Source organism: Asaia krungthepensis NRIC 0535, from assembly GCF_025995175.1.
Lineage (GTDB): Bacteria > Pseudomonadota > Alphaproteobacteria > Acetobacterales > Acetobacteraceae > Asaia > Asaia krungthepensis.
In genome coordinates this window covers 1-18448 of sequence record NZ_BAPV01000012.1, presented here as the reverse complement: position 1 = coordinate 18448, position 18448 = coordinate 1, and the positions used below count along the sequence as shown (strand labels likewise).

General features: G+C 60.9%; 15 protein-coding genes. 9 read left to right on the top strand and 6 right to left on the bottom strand.

Features of this window, described 5'->3' with window-relative positions; all coding sequences use genetic code 11:
• Positions 1-142 precede the first annotated feature (142 nt).
• From AA0535_RS07770 to AA0535_RS07745, 6 genes are all read right to left on the bottom strand, one after another.
• Positions 143-403, bottom strand: coding sequence for a DUF6117 family protein (locus AA0535_RS07770; RefSeq protein WP_264815383.1), 261 nt, complete (start codon positions 401-403; stop codon positions 143-145).
• Entirely contained in the window at positions 400-816 is a 417-nt protein-coding gene (locus AA0535_RS07765; RefSeq protein WP_264815382.1) for a hypothetical protein, read from the bottom strand. The genes AA0535_RS07770 and AA0535_RS07765 overlap by 4 nt, the downstream gene beginning before the upstream one ends.
• A gap of 107 nt (positions 817-923) precedes the next feature.
• Positions 924-3062, bottom strand: a complete 2139-nt coding sequence (locus AA0535_RS07760; protein WP_264815381.1) for a ParB/RepB/Spo0J family partition protein — start codon at positions 3060-3062, stop codon at positions 924-926.
• A gap of 82 nt (positions 3063-3144) precedes the next feature.
• Complete coding sequence (locus tag AA0535_RS07755) at positions 3145-4029, bottom strand: addiction module antidote protein (RefSeq protein ID WP_264815380.1); 885 nt, start codon at positions 4027-4029, stop codon at positions 3145-3147.
• Positions 4026-4619 (bottom strand): ComF family protein, encoded by a 594-nt coding sequence (locus AA0535_RS07750; RefSeq protein WP_264815379.1) that lies wholly within the window; start codon positions 4617-4619, stop codon positions 4026-4028. The genes AA0535_RS07755 and AA0535_RS07750 overlap by 4 nt, the downstream gene beginning before the upstream one ends.
• A 145-nt stretch (positions 4620-4764) precedes the next feature.
• The gene (locus AA0535_RS07745; protein ID WP_264815378.1) at positions 4765-5958 is read right to left on the bottom strand and encodes a DUF932 domain-containing protein; all 1194 of its coding nucleotides are present in this window, start codon (positions 5956-5958) and stop codon (positions 4765-4767) included.
• 252 nt (positions 5959-6210) lie between these two features.
• On the opposite strand from AA0535_RS07745, the gene AA0535_RS07740 reads away from it, so the two are divergent.
• The 9 genes from AA0535_RS07740 to AA0535_RS07700 all read left to right on the top strand — a co-directional run bounded on the left by AA0535_RS07740 (position 6211) and on the right by AA0535_RS07700 (position 18431).
• Positions 6211-6789 carry a restriction endonuclease subunit S gene (locus tag AA0535_RS07740; RefSeq protein ID WP_264815377.1) on the top strand — a complete coding sequence of 193 codons (579 nt, stop codon included), beginning with the start codon at positions 6211-6213 and terminating at the stop codon, positions 6787-6789.
• A gap of 8 nt (positions 6790-6797) precedes the next feature.
• Entirely contained in the window at positions 6798-8366 is a 1569-nt protein-coding gene (locus AA0535_RS07735; RefSeq protein ID WP_264815376.1) for a type I restriction-modification system subunit M, read from the top strand.
• On the top strand, positions 8359-9321 hold the full coding sequence (locus AA0535_RS07730) for a GIY-YIG nuclease family protein (RefSeq protein WP_264815375.1): 963 nt from the start codon (positions 8359-8361) through the stop codon (positions 9319-9321). Before AA0535_RS07735 ends, AA0535_RS07730 begins: the two co-directional genes overlap by 8 nt.
• Positions 9318-10547, top strand: coding sequence for a restriction endonuclease subunit S (locus tag AA0535_RS07725; RefSeq protein ID WP_264815374.1), 1230 nt, complete (start codon positions 9318-9320; stop codon positions 10545-10547). The genes AA0535_RS07730 and AA0535_RS07725 overlap by 4 nt, the downstream gene beginning before the upstream one ends.
• Complete coding sequence (locus AA0535_RS07720; protein WP_264815373.1) at positions 10544-12202, top strand: DUF6119 family protein; 1659 nt, start codon at positions 10544-10546, stop codon at positions 12200-12202. Before AA0535_RS07725 ends, AA0535_RS07720 begins: the two co-directional genes overlap by 4 nt.
• The gene (locus AA0535_RS07715) at positions 12199-15402 is read left to right on the top strand and encodes a type I restriction endonuclease subunit R (RefSeq protein WP_264815372.1); all 3204 of its coding nucleotides are present in this window, start codon (positions 12199-12201) and stop codon (positions 15400-15402) included. The genes AA0535_RS07720 and AA0535_RS07715 overlap by 4 nt, the downstream gene beginning before the upstream one ends.
• An 8-nt stretch (positions 15403-15410) precedes the next feature.
• Positions 15411-16133, top strand: a complete 723-nt coding sequence (locus AA0535_RS07710) for a M48 family metallopeptidase (RefSeq protein WP_264815371.1) — start codon at positions 15411-15413, stop codon at positions 16131-16133.
• 251 nt (positions 16134-16384) lie between these two features.
• A complete protein-coding gene (locus AA0535_RS07705) occupies positions 16385-16612 on the top strand; it encodes a hypothetical protein (protein WP_264815370.1) in 228 nt (75 codons plus the stop codon).
• 19 nt (positions 16613-16631) lie between these two features.
• Positions 16632-18431 (top strand): recombinase family protein, encoded by a 1800-nt coding sequence (locus AA0535_RS07700; protein WP_264815369.1) that lies wholly within the window; start codon positions 16632-16634, stop codon positions 18429-18431.
• The last annotated feature ends 17 nt before the right edge of the window (positions 18432-18448 follow it).

The following is an 18448-nucleotide window of genomic DNA, read 5'->3' as shown; positions in this document are numbered from 1 at the left end:
TGAGCTTTCAGGAGAGCAGGAAGGGACAAGCCCGCGCGACGCTCTCTCTGGACCGCCCGGACTCAATCCCGTCCCGGCGGCCCTCTCACTCTCGATGTCCCGACATGAAAAAAGCGCCCGACCGCGAGGTGGGCGCTTTTCGTCATTTTCCGTCTTCATCGTTCCTGATGAAGCCGCTCGGATCGTTGGGGTCGGGCGGGAGATAGGCGTCGTAGGGATTGCCGTCGGCAAGATGGCCGAAGGGCGTGAAGACGTAATCGCCATCGTCTCGCCCGACAGCGCAGATGACGTAGCGCGGGCTTCCCGTCTCCGCGTCGAGGCATTCCATCAGCGCCAAATTGCCGTCACCCGCCGCGCGCAACAGGGTCTGGAAATTGGTCCGGGCGAAGGAAGGAATGCTCATAGCGGGCCTCCTTCGTCGGAGAGCGTCTGGTCGAGCCAGCCGTCCGTGTAGATCCAATCCACGGTTTCGCCGGTGGCGAGATCGAGCACATGGCCGCCGCCACCGAACCCGTCCAGACGCGGCTTCGAGCAGGTGTTGGCATATTGGAATCCCCAGCGTCCGGTTAGATGAAACGCGGCGGCGCAGCGGATCACGAAGTCGATCACACGCTGGGGATCGCCGGAGACGTCATCACGCATCCAGAGGTTCGTGCCGCCATGCTCGGGCTGGATGGAAAGCAGGAAACCTTCGGAGGGCGGCTCCTCCGACGCACCTTCTTGGGACAGGGCATTGTAGAGATCGAGCGCGCGAATAGCGTTCTCGGACGTGCCGACATCGAGCAGGCACGAGAAATGGGTGAAATAGTCCGCCATGACAGGCTCCTGAAATGAAAATGCCCGACGCGAAGGCCGGGCGGAGGTTGAGGGATTGGGAAGGTGCCGGCGGGAAGCGGATCGTGCCGCTCCCCGCCGGTTGTCGGTCACTCGCCGGCGCTCAGGGCTTCGTCGTCTTCCTCGACCATCTCATCGTCATCGCTGTCATCGGACAGGAAGGCGGGGAGCGCCTCGTCGTCACCGCCCTGATCGGAAGCGACGGCAGCTTCCGTTCCAGCATCGGCCGGGCGTAGCGGCTCAGGCAGCCAGCCGCTGTCGGCGAGCAGGCGTTCCGCTTCCTTGGCCATGTCGCCCTTCTTCATGTGGTCGATGAGCTGCGCCGCCCGTTCGCCCGCGCCTTCGCGTACCGCCTCGACGATGCGCGCCTTGGTGACGCGGCCGAAGTAATTGCCGACGGTCGGGCGCCAGCCTGCCGCCACCATGTCGAGACCCGTCGCCTGGGCCAGCCGTTCGGCCTGCGTCATGCGGACCTTCAGCCCATGTTCGCTGACACCCGAACCGCTATAGGGATTGGGCCGCTCAAAGAGCGCGTTGATGCCGTAGCTGACGCAATGGGCGAGCAGGTCCAGGCGGCTGCCGTCATCGAGCGCGATCAACCAGTCCCAGAGTGCCTGGTCATCGGCGGGGACATGATCGCCCCAGCGTTCATGCCGGTCGGTGACGGAGTTGGCCGAGGCGCTGTCTTTCAGATCGTCGGCCTGAGCGGCGAAGTGAATCTGCCGGACATTGGCCTCCAGCGCGCCCGTCGCCGGGCGATGCAGGAAGGTGTCGGAGACCAGCTTGTGCAGCAACGCCGTCATGGCGACGTGCGGATGGTTCGCCACGGCATCCCGCAGCGCCAGCGTGCGGTGCGCGGTCAGTTCGATGACGAGCCGTTCGGGCAGCGGCTTGATGCCGTCCTCTTCCTCCTCCTCGACAGGTGCCTGCTGACCGCCGATGGTGATGATAGCGCGCTGGACGGGCGGCGTGCGGATCTCGCCGGTTTCAGGATCGACGTTCTCCTCCTGCACGTCATCGCCACCGTCGACCTCGACTGGCAGTTCGTCTTCAGGACGGACATAGCCGCGATCGACCATGAGCGAGCCATCCGCGTCGATGCTGACGAAGACGCCGGCAATGGCGATGTCGGCCGGATCGTAGCTGACCGGGCGGCTGTCGAGATGGTCGATCGCCGCCTCGATCTCGCCAAGGCGCTCGTCCACCGCGTCCGGCAGCTCATCGGCATCCTCATATTCGGCGACCAGGCCGTCGAGTTCCGCCTGCAAGGCTTCGCGCGTGGCCTGTTCTTCCTCGGTCATCTCGAGAGCGGTGCCCGACACGCGACGCAGACCGTGGGTGACGCCGTAGGGGATGCTGACGGCGGCTTCGACCCACTTCCAACCCCCTCCGGCGATCTCATCGGCGACGGTTTTCAGCTTCTCGGCCACCAGGCGGTCGAGCAGACCGATATCCTGCAACCAGCCGCCATCGTCGGACTCGAACAGGTCGCGCAGCACGATGCCGCCCGCCGCCTCGTAAGCCTCGATGCCAACGAACAGGGCGCGCTTGTCGGACGCCCGCACCGTGGTTTCGGTCAGCATCCGCTTGATCTGCCAGGGCTCCTTCTGCCAGCTATTGCGGATGGTCTCCCAGACCTGTTCCTGGCGGGCGTGGTCCTGCGACACGGTGAAGGCCATGAGCTGCTTCAGCTCCATGCCGTCCTCGGCGAACACCTCCAGCAGCACGGGCGAGACGGACGCGAGGCGCAGGCGCTGCTTCACGACGTTGACGTCGATCAGGAAGGCGGCGGCGATGGCTTCCTCGCTCATGCCCTTGTCGCGCATGGCCTGGAAGGCGCGATACTGGTCGAGCGGATGCGGCGGAATGCGCTCGTCATTTTCCGCGAAGGAGATCTCCTCCATGAGAATGCCGCTCGCCGCATCGCTGACGACGCAGGGCACCGGCGTCGTCTTGTTCAGCCGCTTCTGCTTCGCCAGCAGCTCCAGGGCGCGATAGCGGCGACCGCCAGCCGGCACCTCGAACATGCCGGTTTCCACGCCTTCGGCATTGAGCACCGGCCGGACATGCAGGGACTGGATGAGGCCGCGCCGGGCGATGGACTCGGCCAGATCCTCGATCAAGACGCCGGCCTTGATGCGCCGGACGTTGGACTGGCTCAGCACCAGCTTGTTGAAGGGGATGTCGCGCGACGACGACAGGGTGATCTTCTGAACGGCAGTAGCCATCGGGTTTTACTCCGCGACGGGCGGCCGGGAGCCTCTCTCTCGACCTCCAACCCGTCACGAAGCGAAGCGCCGCCCTCTTCCTCTACAGGACCGCGGCATTTGGAACCGGGGATAGATCGTGCGGCTTCGCCTCCAATCGCACTCCCAGCGAAGACAGAACCTTCATGACGGTGACGAACTCGGGATTCCCGCCAGCATCGAGCGATCGGTAGAGGCTTTCTCGTGCAAGGCCGGTCTCGCGGGCGATCTGGCTCATCCCTCGGTCGCGGGCGATTGCGCCGAGAACATTCATGATCCGCGTCGCGTCGCCGGATGCCAGCGCGGCGTTGAGGGTCCGAACGGCCTCCTCGGCTGGTTGCGCGGGGAGCGCGCCCGACGCCCCCGGAACGTCCATCAGGCTTGGGTGTGTATGATCGAGCAGGCTGGGTTGCGGATCGGCTTCGATCAACGCCCATTCCTGCGGTGTCGCCCGATCCCGAAGGTCGGTGCAGAAAGACGGATCGCACTGGCGGATGAAATCGCGATAGTGCTCGACCGTCTTGACGTTGACCGCCGCCTTGTCCGGCACATTGAAGAGGACCGAGATCTTGCCGGCCTGAACCAGGCGCAGAACGTTCAGCACGGTGCCGGGGCTTTTGCCGTCCCAGATCATCAGGCCGAAATCGGCCTCGCGCGCCATCTCCCGGTCCTTGGCGGCATAGAATTGAAAGCCCTTTGTCCCTTTGGGAACATCGACGCGATGCGTGGTCCATGACCCGAGATTGTTGCGCGGCGCATCGCCCGAACAGAAAACGGTGACGTTGGCATAGTTGGCGTCGAAGAAATGCTTCTGAACGGCTTTGTCAGCGCCATTCGCGTCTCCGATGATGACCTGATGGTGGCTGGCGATGACGTTATCGAGGCGCTTCTTGACCTCGGCCGGTAAACGGGAAACGTGCCGCGAGCCACCGATGAAGATGGTGTTCATTGGTTGCTCCGTGTTTTGGTGATGGTGAGCGCCCGCACCACCTGCGCCTGGCCGGCATCCAGAAGGACATCGGTAATCGCGTTCATGGTGGTGCCGGAGCGGAAGAGGTCGTCGAACAGCAGGATTTTGCGGCCGCGCGTCTGTGCGGCATCGACGGTGTAAAGTCCGTTGACGTGCTCCTTGCGCTCATCGGGATCGGTGATGTTCTTGAGTTGACCCGTCGGGCGCGTCGTGGTGATGCAGGAAAGGACTGGGATATTCAGAGCCTGCCCGATGCCTTCCGCCATGATGATGACCGGCTGGACGGCGCGCGGGTGCGAAGGGGGGACCGGCACGATTGCGTCGAACTTGTCCCGATGATGCCCGAGAAAATCGGCAACCGTCTCGATGATGGGAGCCGCGGCAGAACGGTCAGCCCGGTTCTTCAGGCGGAACAACAACTCGGCGATCTCAGGCCGGACCGTCTCGAACTGCATGTACCCGAAATCATTATAGCCGACCGGCGTGCTGCTGATCGTGTGAAGATCCATCGCAACGCCGGAATGCCAATGCCCGGATATCGCGATCGGATTGGTTTTGACGATGGCCATAGGTGCCCTCCTGAATACTCACTGTAACCTATGGGCTACAAATGGGCAAGGAAGGCGTGGGGAATAGTGACGAACATCGGTCCGCAAATGTGCGGAAGCGCAAAGCCGGAGGCACGGGAAACCGCATCTCCGGCTTTGCGGAACATCAGGCGGCGCGGTCGAGCAGCTTCTTCGCCTTCGCTTCCATGTCGAGACGGGCATCCTGGTGCGGCTTGTCGCGCGCGACCGCCGAGATGCCCTGGACGAAATCGAAGATGGATTCCGGCGGGCGACCTTCCTCGGCCAGCACCGTCTCGATGATCTTGCCGGTCTCGGCTTTGGAGAAGCCGCGGCGGCGCAGGAAGTCGGTGCGATCCTCGTCGGTCCGCGCCACGATCCGCTCCCGCGCCGCCTTGATGCCGTTGATAAAGGGCATGGGGGACGAGTTGGCGAAATTCAGCAGCGCCGGGGCCGCCTCATGGGCGAAGCGCGAGGCGGCATATTTGCTATGGCGGATGGTGATTTCCTCGAAATCCTCGACGCCCCACAAATTCCTGTTTTGGCAAACTGCGCGCAGGTAGAAGCTCGCCATGCCGAGCGTTTTCGCGCCGACCTCGCTGTTCCAGGCATAGAAGCCGCGGAAGAACAGGTCGGGTGAGCCATCGGGAAGCCGGCCGGCTTCGATCGGATTCAGGTCATCCACCAAAAACAGGAACACATCACGATCGCTGGCATAGAGCGTCGTGGTGTCCTGAGTGATGTCGACGCGGGGATTGTAGATCCCGCTCGACCAGTCGAGCACGCCCGGCACTTTCCAGCGCGTATCGCCCGTGCCGTTGCCTGCGATCCGCTGGACGGCTTCGACCAGTTCATAGTCATAGATGCGGCCATAGTCCGGGCCGGTGACAGCGCGCAGTTCGACATGGCCTTCTTCGGTTTCCAACGTTTTGATCTGTTCGGCCCGGTTCGAGGTCAGGCCATATTGCAGATTGATGCCGGCCAGCGCCGCAGGAAGATTGCGCAGATAGGCGGCTGGCGCACCGACCTGGGCGGCGAGCTGGCCGAAGCTCCAGTGAGTGGGGGCGACGGGCGCCTCGGCACCCGGCAAGATCAGCGACAGCCGCTCGGGATCGGTGCGGTTTGCCTCGACATGGATCAGCGCGGTTTCCACCACACGGGTCCGGCTGCGTTCGGCCCGGCCGCGCACCGCACCGGCCAGTTCGCCGAGGGACAGAAACCGCTCGTCGTGCGGGCGGGAAAACCATTCGGACGAAACACGGCCGACACGTTCGCCGCGTGAGACATCCACCTTATAGCCGCCGCCGACGTCACGACGGGCTTCCAGCACCTGCATGTTCATGGGAAATCTCCATGACGGGCGCCGGAGACCTCTTCTCCAGTCCTCGACCCGTCACGCCCCCCCTCAGCCCTCTTACTCTATCGCGGCCTGGATGAGACGTGTTCAGCGGGCTGGCCCGCGCTCCCTAAGCTCCGCCATCGGATAGGTCGCTGGCCGTGAGCCTAGCCCAGCCAATGCCATCGACCTCAAAAATAAGTTTGAGAGCGCGTCTAACTCGATTGACAGGCGGCGATCTATTTCGTAGTTTGAGGAATGCTCGAACTGAGAAAAATATCCGGCATCTACTCCGGCGTGGCGGTTCAGGAAGGCGGCAGCGGAATTGCGCACTTTGTGCGGCTATCCGACTTGTCCGACTTGAGGTCTGGCCGCGCCCCCAATCTCGCGACCGGCGAACCGCCGGCCGTCGCCAGGGCCTTGCCAATAGAGGAAGGCGACCTGATCGTCGCAGCGCGCGGTTCCACGACTGATGTTTGTCAGGCCGCTCACGCGTGGCTCGGTGCCTTCATTTCCCTGGATCTCTATCTGGTCCGGCCCGACCCGTCGAAGGTCGATCCTGGTTATCTGGCAGCCTTTCTCGATCTTCCCGCGACGCAGGCAGCGTTCTCCGGCAATAAGCAGGGCACTGGACTCGCCCGGCTTCCCAAGGAAGCTCTCGATAGGCTTGTCGTTCCTCTCCCACCGATGCCCACGCAGAGGTTGATTGCGGAACTGGCGCGGTCCTTTCACGACGAAGCCGCTCTTCTGCAACGCCTCGCCAATCTCAATTCCCTTCTTGGTCGTGAGGCCCTCGCGCGTGCCTTCCGCGCGGCCACCACGATCCAAAATTCATAGGAGACGTCATGCCCACCCTTCAGCAAGAAGACATTCTTTCGGCCGTTTGGCGCGCCTGCGACACCTTCCGCGGCGCTGTCGATGCCACGCAGTACAAGGACTATGTGCTCACCGCGCTCTTCTTGAAATACATCAGCGATGTGCGCCGCAAGCACGTTGAAGAGTTCCGCCGCGAATTCGGTGGCGATGAACTCCGCATCCAGCGCCGCCTGGATCGTGAACGCTTCAAGCTGCCGACCGTAGAGCTTAAGAACAGCAAGACCAACGAGGTCGAGGAGAGCTTTCTCGGCGATTTCTACAGCCTCCATGAGCGTCGTGGGCGCGACAACATTGGCGAGCTGATCAACATCGTCCTAGATGCGATCGAAAAGGCCAACGAAGGCAAACTCGGTGGTCTCTTCCGCGCGATTGACTTCAACTCCGAAACGAATCTGGGACAAACCAAGGACCGCAATCGGCGGCTGAAGATGTTGCTGGAGGATTTCGCCAAACCCGGTCTCGACCTGTCCGAGACGTCCGAAGATATCCTCGGCGATGCCTACATCTTCCTGATCGAGCGTTTCGCGTCGGATGCGGGCAAGAAGGCTGGCGAGTTCTTTACGCCGCGCAAGGTGTCGGAGGTTGTCGCCAAGCTCGCCAATCCGAAGTCCGGCGACCGGATTTGCGATCCGGCCTGCGGCTCGGCATCGTTGTTGCTGCGTGCCGGCGAGGAAGTGCCCGACGCCAATTTTCAGCTTTTCGGCCAGGAATCGAACGGCAGCACGCGCTCGCTCGCCCGGCTCAACATGCTGCTGCATGCCCAGGACAGCGCGCGTATCGACTGGTGCGACACCCTCAACTCGCCGACGCTGATCGAAAGCGATCACCTGATGCGGTTCGACGTGGTGGTTGCCAATCCGCCGTTCAGCCTCGACAAGTGGTGGGGCAACACGGATTCGGAAGGGAACGCCCTTCCCGACCCCTATAAGCGCTTCACCCCGCACATGCCACCCAAGAGCCGCGGTGATTACGCCTTCATTCTGCACATGCTGGCGATCGCAAGGCCGTCCGTCGGGCGTGTCGTCGTGGTTGCGCCGCACGGCGTTCTCTTCCGCTCCGGGGCCGAGGGCAAGATCCGCGAGAAGCTGATCCGGGACAATCTCCTTGATGCCGTGATCGGACTGCCGGCGCAGCTCTTCCCGACCACTGGCATTCCCGTTTGCATCATGGTGCTCGACAAATCCCGCGAGACGGATGGGCTGCGCTCGCACGAGCGTGACATTCTCTTCATCGACGCCAGTCGCGATTTCGAGCCGGGCAAGAAACAGAACCGGCTGACCGACAACAACGTGAAGACGATCGTCGAGACCTATCGCAGCCGCGCGGAGATCGAGCGCTATTCGCACAAGGCGACGTTCCAGGAAATCGAGGTCAACGGCTTCAATCTCAACATTCCGCGTTACGTCGATACGTTCGAACCGGAGCCCGAAGTCGATCTCCAGGCGGTGCAGGACGAAATCCGCGACCTCGAAGGCCAGCTCGCCGAGACGCGCAAGAAGATGAATGCCTATCTGAAGGAGCTTGGCATCAATGTCTGAGGCTCCTTCGCGCGCCGCCTCCCGGCGCGGCCGCACCTTGAAACTCTATTTGGTCGATGGCTCGCCGTCCGGCGTCATCACGGCCGAACTCGGCATCTCGTCGGTGCGCGCCGCCGTCGCCTCTCGCACCGCCCTGCCCGATCTGATCCGGCGCGAAGAGGCGGGCCGCACCGGTATCTATCTCCTCGTCGGACCCGACCCGGATTTGCCGGGCCGGCAGCTCGTCTATGTCGGCGAAGGCGACCAGGTGAAGACCCGTCTGGCCGCGCATGACGGCGACGAATCGAAGGAGTTCTTCACGCGGGCGGTGTTGGTCGTCTCCAAGGACGAAAACCTGACCAAGGCCCATGGTCGCTATCTGGAAAGCCGGGTCATCGCCGCCATCCGCAATGCGGGCCGCGCCAAGCTGGTCAATGGCACCGAGCCGCCCTTCAAGGGGCTGCCCGAGCCGGAAATCGCCGACATGGAGCGGGTGCTCGACGAGATCGAGATTCTGCTGCCGGTGCTCGGGTTCGATGTTCTTCGTCCGGCGGGACAGGAAGCCGGCACGACAAGCCGAGGAGACGAAGTTGCTGGTACGGTCGCGCCTGTCACCTCCGCCACCGATGCGCTGTTCACCTTCACCGAGGCGGGAACGGATGCCAAGGCGCGCGAGGCCAGCGACGAGTTCGTCGTACTGGCGGGATCACGCGCGAAGCGCCAGGAGGTCCCGAGCTGTGGCGAGGGACTGAAGCGCCGTCGCGCGCAACTCATCGCCGACGGTGTGCTGGTGCCGGACGGCGACGGGAAATTCCTGCGCTTTACCGCCGACACTGCCTTCGATTCTCCCTCTGGTGCAGCTGGCACCGTCTATGGCGGCAATGTCAGCGGCAACCGTTACTGGAAACACGCCACCACCGGCCAGAGCTATGGCGACTGGCGTAAACGCCGGATCGGTGAAGGGGGTGGAGCGTGACACGTAGCTTGCCGTCCGATTGGACTTCGTGCGCGTTTGGCGAAATCGCAACCATTGCAAATGGGCAGGTCGATCCCAAAGCCGATAACTACCGCAATATGATCCTTGTTGGCCCAGATCACATAAGGGAGGGTGGTGGCGAGCTTGTGACACCGCTATCGACAGCCCTTGAACAAGATGCAATTTCGAGGAAATACATCTTCAAGAAAGGTCAGGTCATATATTCAAAAATCCGCCCAAACTTGAATAAAGTTTACTTTGCCGAGATCGACGGTCTTTGCAGCGCCGATATCTACCCCATAGAATTCTCCCGCAAACTGGTCATTCCAAAATTTTCCTACTACGTCCTCCTGGGAGAGAGCTTTTTTAAAGCCGCTGTATCTGCCTCAATGAGGTCGGGGATTCCCAAGGTGAACAGGGATGACCTTTCCATCATTGAAATCGCCCTCCCTCCTCTTGCCGAACAACAGCGTATTGTTGCGGTGTTAGACGCATGGGATCAGGCTATTGGCCAGAGTGAACGTCTGATCGCTGCCAAACAGCGGCGATTCGATGCCGCGCGTGTCCGCCTGATCGAAGCATACCAAGCTTCGGGGAAAGGCAGCAACTCGTGGGCGCCCGCTGAATTTAGTGAGATTGCCGAAGAGCTGAAGCAGCGAAATACCGCCGGTCATGGGCCCGATCGCGTGATGGGGGTGATAAAGGGCGAAGGTCTTATTCCCATGCGTGCGCATGTGATGGCCGCCGACCTTCGACGCTATCTGGTCGTGCCGCCGCAGGCCATTGCCTACAACCCTATGCGCCTGAACATCGGTTCGATCGCGGCATCGCGATACGACGAGGATGTTCTCGTTAGCCCCGACTACGTCGTGTTCCGAGCGCGCAAAAGCAGAGCCGATCCTAACTTCTTGCGCTTCCTGATCGGAACGAAGCGATGGCGTGACCATCTGATCACCGTCGGAAGCGGCAGCGTGCGCACCAGGATCTACTTCGACGGCCTAGCCGAAATGGTGCTGCGCGTTCCCGATGTCCGTGAGCAGAAGCGGATCGGCCAGATACTCACCGCCATGGAGGAAGACCTCAAGACGACGATAGAGGCTGCATCGGCGCTCCGCATCCAGCAACGCGGCCTGATGCAAAAACTGCTCACGGGTGAATGGCGGCTAGACGAGCGCTTCGATCCGTCGCCTGCACCTCGTCAAGCACATCTGGGGGGCGTGTCATGACGAAGAAGTCTCAAACCGTTTCGATCCGACTGCTGCGAGCAGGTAAGCAGCCCGCCGACAGCGTTCGGGATGGCGTGGAACTGTCTGCTTGGGCCAAGCTGGACGGCGCTCAAATCTCGCTCGACACCATCGGCGGTGGCGCGCCTAAATGGGCAAAATTCCTTGATTTAACCACGGAGGAGAAGGCCAAGCTCACGAACTCCACCGCTTATGGGCTTGTCTTCGTCCAAGCGTCTGGGCGTTGGTTCGCGGTGTCGTTCGGCCTTGGTCATGTGAAGCTCGATCCGGATGCCTTTGAGCAGGATTTCGGCCTGCGGGTGGTCTTGAACACTGTCGATCCCGATAAGCTCCGTAGTGCCGATATCCGTACGCCGGACGAAAACACCACTTCGCGTAGAACGCAGACGGCCCGCCGGTCCGATCAAACGGCTTTCAGCATCGACATCGAGCGGGATATCGTCCGAGGTCTTGCTGGGGAACCGAAGAACACGACCTTTGCTTCAAGGGTCGCAGGCAGCGACGGCCTGACTCTGACGAAGGAGGTGGACGTCAGCGATCTGCCCCAAGTCTGTGCCGACGCGTTCTCGGCCTTTGGCAAGGCAGATTACAAGACCAACTTCGCTTGGATCGACCAGATCAAGCACGTCCGCGATAAGGCAACAATCGATTTCCTAGACGCGGCGCTGGTTGTCGCGCTCAATAGCTGCTTGACCGCCGTAATTCCGGACACGCTACATCTTGCCTATCCCGTGATCTACGACCCCGAGAAGGCGCGGCACATTCGCTATAAGGGGTTCAATAGCTCCAATATCCATACCGACCTGGAAATCGGCGGTTACGTCGATGACCTGAAGGAGAAGGCGTTCGGGCCCTATCTCGTCGAGCATCTCGCTGGCCACAAAGTCCACGAATGCAATGATGAAGGCAAGGACAATGGACAGAGCTGGCGCATAAGGGAATGTTTGGTCTTCGAGACCGATCTGAATGGCGAGAAATATGTTCTGTCCGCCGATCGCTGGTATCGGATCGACACAAACCTTGCGACGGAAGTTGCTGCGTTTTTCGCCAAAGTGACGTCGTATGTCATGCCGGCTGCGTTGGCTGATGAGAACGAAGAGAAATATAACAACCGAATTGCAGCCGGCGGGCACACCATGCTCTGCCTTGATCGCAAATTAGTGAAGCCGACCGGCGCATCCTATGCAATCGAAGCATGCGATTTTCTCGCCAACGATGGGGCGATGATCCACGTGAAGGATCAGACCTCATCATCTCGTCTCAGCCATCTTTTCAACCAGGGCACGGTATCGGCCCGAGTCATGAAAATGGACGGCGCATTTCGCGATCGGTTGCGGGCGGAAATCCTTATCCAAGAGGCAGCACGTGGCCTAACTGGCTATCAGCCGCTTGTGGCAGATTCCGCGTCTCCGTTCAGTGAGGCGAGCCACCTCATTGTTTATGCGGTGCTCTGCTCTGGTGCTGGCGCTGGTGCAAGCCGATTACCATTTTTCAGTTTGGTCACTTTTCGGCAGGCCGCCAACGAGTTGCGGGCTCTTGGCTACAAGTGCGCGTTTGCGTGGATCACGAAGCCGGCTCCAACAACGAAGAAGGCGAAGCGCGGACCAAAAGCTAGTGGCGGGGGCACAACGCCTTGAACCATTCCCCCGAATTCCCTGTGTCCGAAGCCGGTGGAGCCCAGCTTCAGGCGCTAAATACGCTGATCAATTGCGGCTGGCGCTACGTGACCCGGGCGGAGACCGATCAATGGCGCGACGGGCGGCGGACGCTACCGTTCCTCGAAACCCAGCTCCGGGATGATCTGGCGCGGATCAATCGGATTCATGTCGATGGACGGGCTTATCCGTTCTCCGAAGCGAATATCGATGCTGCGGTTCGTCGGCTCGCCGAGCGCATTCCCGAGGGCGTCGTGCGCGCCAACGAACGGATGACCGACGACCTGCTGCTCGGCATTGCGTTGCCGCAATCCATCGGCGTCACGTCGCGTGAGTGGCCATTCAAGTTCATCGACTGGAACGACTGGCGCGCCAACACATTTCAGGTGGCAAGCGAGTATACCGTCAGCGAAGCCGGCGGGCCGACCATCCGTGTCGATCTCGTTCTTCTCGTGAATGGCATTCCTTTAGGCGTGATCGAGGTCAAGGCATCACACGTTTCCGCCGATCAGGGCGTCAGCCAGCAAATTCGCAATCAGAAAACGGGCGAAGGCGTGCCGGCGCTTTTCTATTCCGCTCAGTTGCTGCTGTCCGCCAACAGCCACGATCCTCGCTACGGCACCGTCGGAACGCCGCGCAAGCTTTGGAGCGTGTGGAAGGAACGCGAAGACCCGTCGGGCTTCGCGGTAGACGTGGTCAATCGGCCGCTCGATACCGTCCAGGGTAAACGCGTGGCCCTCGATTTCGCCCCACATATGAAGCGTCATGACGGCCTGATGGAAGAGCACCGGTTCGTCACGCCTTTGGATGAGACGATCGTCGGTCTCTGCCGACCGGAGCGCTTCATGCGGCTGATACGCCGCTATATGCTGTTCGACGGCCCTCACAAGAAGGTTGCGCGCTATCAACAGGTGGCGACCATCGAGACGTTGATGAAGCGCATCGAGGAGCGTGACGCCGTCGGCCGCCGCCAGGGAGGCGTGGTCTGGCACACGCAAGGGTCAGGCAAGAGCCTGACGATGGTGATGCTGGCGAAGTCCATCGCGATGGCGCACGCATCGGCGCGCATCGTCATCGTCACGGATCGCACCGATCTTGACGACCAAATCACCAAGACGTTCCGTGCCACCGGCCAGGAGCCGAAGCGGGCCGCCACGGGCGAAAACCTGCTGTCTCTGATCGAAGACAAGACCCCGGTCGTCACCACGCTCATTCACAAATTTCGCGCGGGGCTCAACAAGCGGCGGATCGTCGACACGTCATCCGACATTTTTGTACTGGTCGATGAGAGCCATCGTAGCCAGTACGGCAATCTCGACAGCTTGCACGCCCGCATGCGCGAGGTGCTGCCCAATGCCTGCTTCATCGCCTTCACAGGCACGCCGATCGCCAAGAAGGAGAAGAGCACGTTCGCAAAATTTGGCGAGCTGGTTCAGCCTGCCTATTCGATGCGAGATGCCGTCGATGACAAGGCCGTCGTTCCGCTTCTTTATGAAGGGCGGGAAGTCGTCACCGATGTCGATGACGCGCAGATCGACCGTTGGTTCGAGGTCCACACGCGCGGTCTTTCCGACGATCAACGCGCCGATCTGAAGCGCAAGATGAGCCGCGCCCGTGAGATCGAAGGCGTGGATTCCAGGCTTCAGTCGATCGCCTTCGATATCGGCCAGCATTTTTCCACCAACTTCAAGGGGACAGGGCTAAAGGGGCAGCTTGCGGCCCCCTCGAAGCGAGCCGCCATCCAGCTCAAGAAGCTCCTCGACGAGTTTGGCGTTGTCACCACGGAAGTCGTGATCTCTGCGCCGGAGATGCGCGAGAGCGAAGACCAGGTCGATGAAGCTGATGACGATCTCGTGCGCACCTTCTGGCGCAAGATGATGGAGCGGCATGGGGGCGAGGAAGCCTATAACAGAACCATCGTCGAGCAATTCAAAGGCCCCGGCGACCCAGATATCATCATTGTTGTCGATAAGCTCCTGACGGGCTTCGACGCGCCACGCAACACGGTGCTCTATGTGGCCCGCCGGCTGCGGGAGCATGGACTTTTGCAGGCAATCGCCCGCGTCAATCGGGTATTCGACGAAGACGGCGCGCCGGATAAGCCCTTTGGCTTCATCATCGACTACACCGGCGTCCTGAAAGACCTCGGAGATGCGCTTGCAAGCTACGATGCCTTACAAGGCTTCAGCCCAGAGGACATAGCCAGGAGTGTCGTGGCTATTCGGGAAGAGGCGAGCAAGGTGCCAGGTGCGCACGCCGCTTTGCTCGACCTGTTCAAATCCGTTTCGAACACTTTTGATGCGGAAGCCTATGCGCGTCTTCTGGCGGATGAGGAGATCAGAGCCACGTTCTATGAGCGGTTATCGGCGTTTTCGCGGGCTTTCACGGTGGCGCTTGCCTCTCCGGCCTTTATTGAGGCGACGATGCCGGAACTGCTGAAGCGCTGGAAGGATGATCTCGGACGGTTCGTCTCCCTGCGTGCCGCAGTCACGCTTCGTTACGCCGAGCGTGTTGACTGGCGTGATTATGAAAGGCGCATTCGTCAGTTGCTGGATCGCCACGTCATTGCACGCGACGTCGTAACGTTGGTCGAGCCGTTGAATATATTCGACGACATCGCGATTGAAGAGCGACTGGAGGAAAAAACCGAAAGCGATGCATCTGTGGCGGATACGATCGCCCACCAATTGACCCGTTCGATTGAAGAAAAGTGGGATGAAGATCCAATCTTCTTGGAGAAGTTCTCAAAACTTGTGCGCGACACAATCGCAGACTTCCACAACGGGCGGATCAGCGACCTGACCTATCTCTCCAAGATCAAGGCGTTGCGGGACAAGGTGCTTACGCGGCAGGACGAAGCCGATCCGACGCCAGCCTGCCTTCGGGATGACAGCCATGCCCAGACGTTCTGGGGATTGACCAAGCGCAACCTGGATAAAGTCGGCATGAATGATCCAGACTTGGCTGCCGACATTGCTCTACAGATCAGTCAGATCATCCAGCGTCGGCGCAAGGTCGGCTGGCAATATGACCGCGATGTGGAGAACGCCATTCGAAATGATATCGACGATTTCTTTTTCGAGGAGCTGCGGGAAGAAAGGGGCGTTCTGATCGACCCGAGTGTTCTTGATGGTATCGTCGATGATGTTCTGGCATCGGCGCGTGTGCGGCTGGCTCAGTGAGGATAGTCATGGTCTCGCAGTCGGCCGAGCAAATCGAGATATGTTGGGGAGAGCGCAGAATCACAGCGGAATTGACCCGTACGGTGAGGCGCGCACTGCGCATTGATGTTCGCCCGACGGGTGAGGTGACTGTCTTTGCCCCGGTTGGCGAGGGCATTGAACAAATCCGAACCAGGGCGCACCGGAAAGGTGCCTGGATATTCGCTCAGATCGATACGATTGCCCAGAGACCGAAGGTTACGCCGGAGCGTCGGTACATTTCGGGTGAGACCCATGTTCTGCTTGGTCGGCAGTACCGGCTCTCTGTCGAAAAATCTGATGACCCTCATGTGCGGATCGACGGTGGCCGCATGGTGATTGCGGCCAGGACTCCAGACGATCAACCTCATTGCAGACGTCTCCTTCAGACATTTTATCGAATGAGAGCGCGTGAGGTCCTCCGCCAACGGTTCGAAATCGTGTTGGAGCCGTTTATTCGTAAAGGGTTGAGGCGGCCTTCACTGGTCATTCGTCCCATGGCGAAGAGATGGGGCAGCTATACGCCAAGTGGGCGTGTTTTGCTTAACATAGACTTGGTAAGAGCGCGTCTGCAGTTGATTGACTATGTCATTTGCCACGAACTGGCACATGCATTCTACCCTGATCATGGCGACGGATGGCGCGCATTGCTTGAAACAGTGATGCCCGATTGGAAGGAGCGAAAGGAGGAATTGGAAGCCGCACTCCGATAACGGAGCAGAGTGACCCGCCTGATGACAGGCTTGCCCCTTTAGCGAAGCTGACAAATTGAGATTGGTGTACTGCTTGCCTATGCAGAACGGACCTCAGCGACTGGCATATGAGCCCGCAATAGGGCGGTCATTCCCGTCTGCCAGGGCGCGATACTGCGCGCCCGACTACGCGCGACGGATCCGGACAGCGCCGGTTTCCACCAAATATTCGACCGTGATTTCCATTGCTTATACTTCCGATCAAGGAAATCGTGAAGACGATCACCTTGCAATCGGCTTCGAACGGCGCAACGATGGACCACGGCAACCGCCCAAAGCAGAAGAGTGCGCTCCGGCTCGTCGAGCCGGAACTGACGCTTGCGCGGCGCGGCGATGGCCCCGACCCGCGCATGGTCGAGTTGGTTCGCCTGCTCGCTCGCCGTGCGGCGCGGGAGGTCTACGAGGAACAGATAAAGGAACGCCGCCCGCCGCGCTCCTGACATTCGTGAGGAGAGCATCGTGAAGGTCGCGATCTACGCCCGCTATTCATCGGACAATCAGCGCGACGCCTCGATCGCCGACCAGCTCCGCATCTGCCGCCTCCATGTCGAGAAGCAGGGCTGGCAGATCGTCGAGGAATATACCGACCACGCGATCTCCGGCGCCTCGCTTCTCCGCCCCGGCATCCAGGCCCTGATCTCCGACGCGACCCGCGGACGCTTCGGATTGGTGCTAGCCGAGGCGATGGATCGCCTGTCGCGCGATCAGGAAGACATTGCCGGCCTGTTCAAGCGCATGGCCTATTCCGACGTGAAGATCTTCACCCTCTCAGAGGGCGAGGTCACGCATCTGCATGTCGGCCTTAAAGGCACGATGAACGCGCTGTTCCTGAAGGATCTGGCCGACAAGACCCGACGCGGACAACGCGGCCGCGTCGAGGCCGGCAAGTCGGGCGGCGGCAACGCCTATGGCTATGATGTGGTCAAGAAGTTCGACGGCAACGGCGAGCCGGTCCGCGGCGACCGGACGATTAATGAGGTGCAAGCGGAGGTAATCCGTCGCATCTTCCGCGATTACGCCACCGGCAAGTCGGCCAAGCGGATCGCCTTCGAGCTGAACAAGGACGGCATCGCGGCGCCGGGCGGTGGCGACTGGGGCTTCAGCACGATCAATGGCAATCCGAAGCGCGGAAACGGCATTCTCAACAATGAGATGTATGTCGGCAAGCTGGTCTGGAACCGCCAGCGTTTCCTCAAGGACCCGGACACCGGCAAGCGCCAGGCACGCCCGAACCCGGAATCGGAATGGATCACGCAGGACGTGCCGGAGCTTCGTATCCTCGACGACAATCTCTGGAAGTCCGTGAAGGAGCGCCAGCAGGCGGTCAAACGGAGCCACGGCGACGATGGCGAGGTCGAGAACCACTTCCGGGAGCGCCGGCGCCCCAAATATCTCTTCTCGGGCCTGACCAAATGCGCCTGCTGTGGTGGCGGCTATTCGATGATCTCGGCCGCTCTGGTCGGCTGCTCGACGGCGCGGAACAAGGGCACCTGCGACAATCGCAAGAACATCCGCCGCGCCCAGCTTGAGGCGCGCGTTCTCAACGCGCTGCGCCATCACCTGATGGACCCGGAGCTATTCAAGGAGTTCTGCGACGAGTTCACCCGCGAGATGAACCGGCTGCGCATGGAGGGCCGTGCATCGATCGACGCGGCGCAAGCGGAAGTGAAGCGGATCGAGCGCGAGCTCGAGAAGATCATGGATCTTTATCTCAAGGACGCCATGCCGATCGACATGGTGAAAGAGCGCAGCACCAAGCTCGAAACGCGGAAGAACGAGCTGTCTCGCTTCCTTGAAAGCGCCGAAGAGCCACCGCCCCTGCTGCACCCGAACATGGCGCATCACTACCGCATTCAGGTCGACGAGTTGTATGCGGCGCTCCAGGAGGATTCCGAGGCCAAGCGCATGGTGGCGGCCGATGTGATCCGCTCCCTGGTGCGGGAGATCATCCTGACGCCGGAGAATGGCACGCTTCAGATCGACGTGCGCGGCGATCTGGCCGGTATCCTTGCGGTATCGCTCAAAAGCAAACGGCCCACCGGAGGGGCGGGCCAATCGCAAGTTGAGATGGTTGCGGGGACCGGCTCCGATCAGAACTTGGGTCCCTCGCAAGTTGAGGTGGTTGCGGGAGGGCGCAACCATCAGAACTTGCGGACACAAAAAGGCCGCCCGGTTGGGGCGGCTGATATGCGCGATTTGGCATCGCAATTTGAGATGGTTGCGGGGGCAGGATTTGAACCTGCGGCCTTCAGGTTATGAGCCTGACGAGCTACCGG

Coding starts and splice junctions, on each gene's coding strand:
- AA0535_RS07740 (WP_264815377.1), top strand. CDS start 6,211: ATGCTCGAACTGAGAAAAATATCCGGCATCTACTCCGGCGTGGCGGTT.
- AA0535_RS07745 (WP_264815378.1), bottom strand. CDS start 5,958: ATGAACATGCAGGTGCTGGAAGCCCGTCGTGACGTCGGCGGCGGCTAT.
- AA0535_RS07755 (WP_264815380.1), bottom strand. CDS start 4,029: ATGAACACCATCTTCATCGGTGGCTCGCGGCACGTTTCCCGTTTACCG.
- AA0535_RS07710 (WP_264815371.1), top strand. CDS start 15,411: ATGGTCTCGCAGTCGGCCGAGCAAATCGAGATATGTTGGGGAGAGCGC.
- AA0535_RS07760 (WP_264815381.1), bottom strand. CDS start 3,062: ATGGCTACTGCCGTTCAGAAGATCACCCTGTCGTCGTCGCGCGACATC.
- AA0535_RS07735 (WP_264815376.1), top strand. CDS start 6,798: ATGCCCACCCTTCAGCAAGAAGACATTCTTTCGGCCGTTTGGCGCGCC.
- AA0535_RS07730 (WP_264815375.1), top strand. CDS start 8,359: ATGTCTGAGGCTCCTTCGCGCGCCGCCTCCCGGCGCGGCCGCACCTTG.
- AA0535_RS07750 (WP_264815379.1), bottom strand. CDS start 4,619: ATGGCCATCGTCAAAACCAATCCGATCGCGATATCCGGGCATTGGCAT.
- AA0535_RS07770 (WP_264815383.1), bottom strand. CDS start 403: ATGAGCATTCCTTCCTTCGCCCGGACCAATTTCCAGACCCTGTTGCGC.
- AA0535_RS07765 (WP_264815382.1), bottom strand. CDS start 816: ATGGCGGACTATTTCACCCATTTCTCGTGCCTGCTCGATGTCGGCACG.
- AA0535_RS07720 (WP_264815373.1), top strand. CDS start 10,544: ATGACGAAGAAGTCTCAAACCGTTTCGATCCGACTGCTGCGAGCAGGT.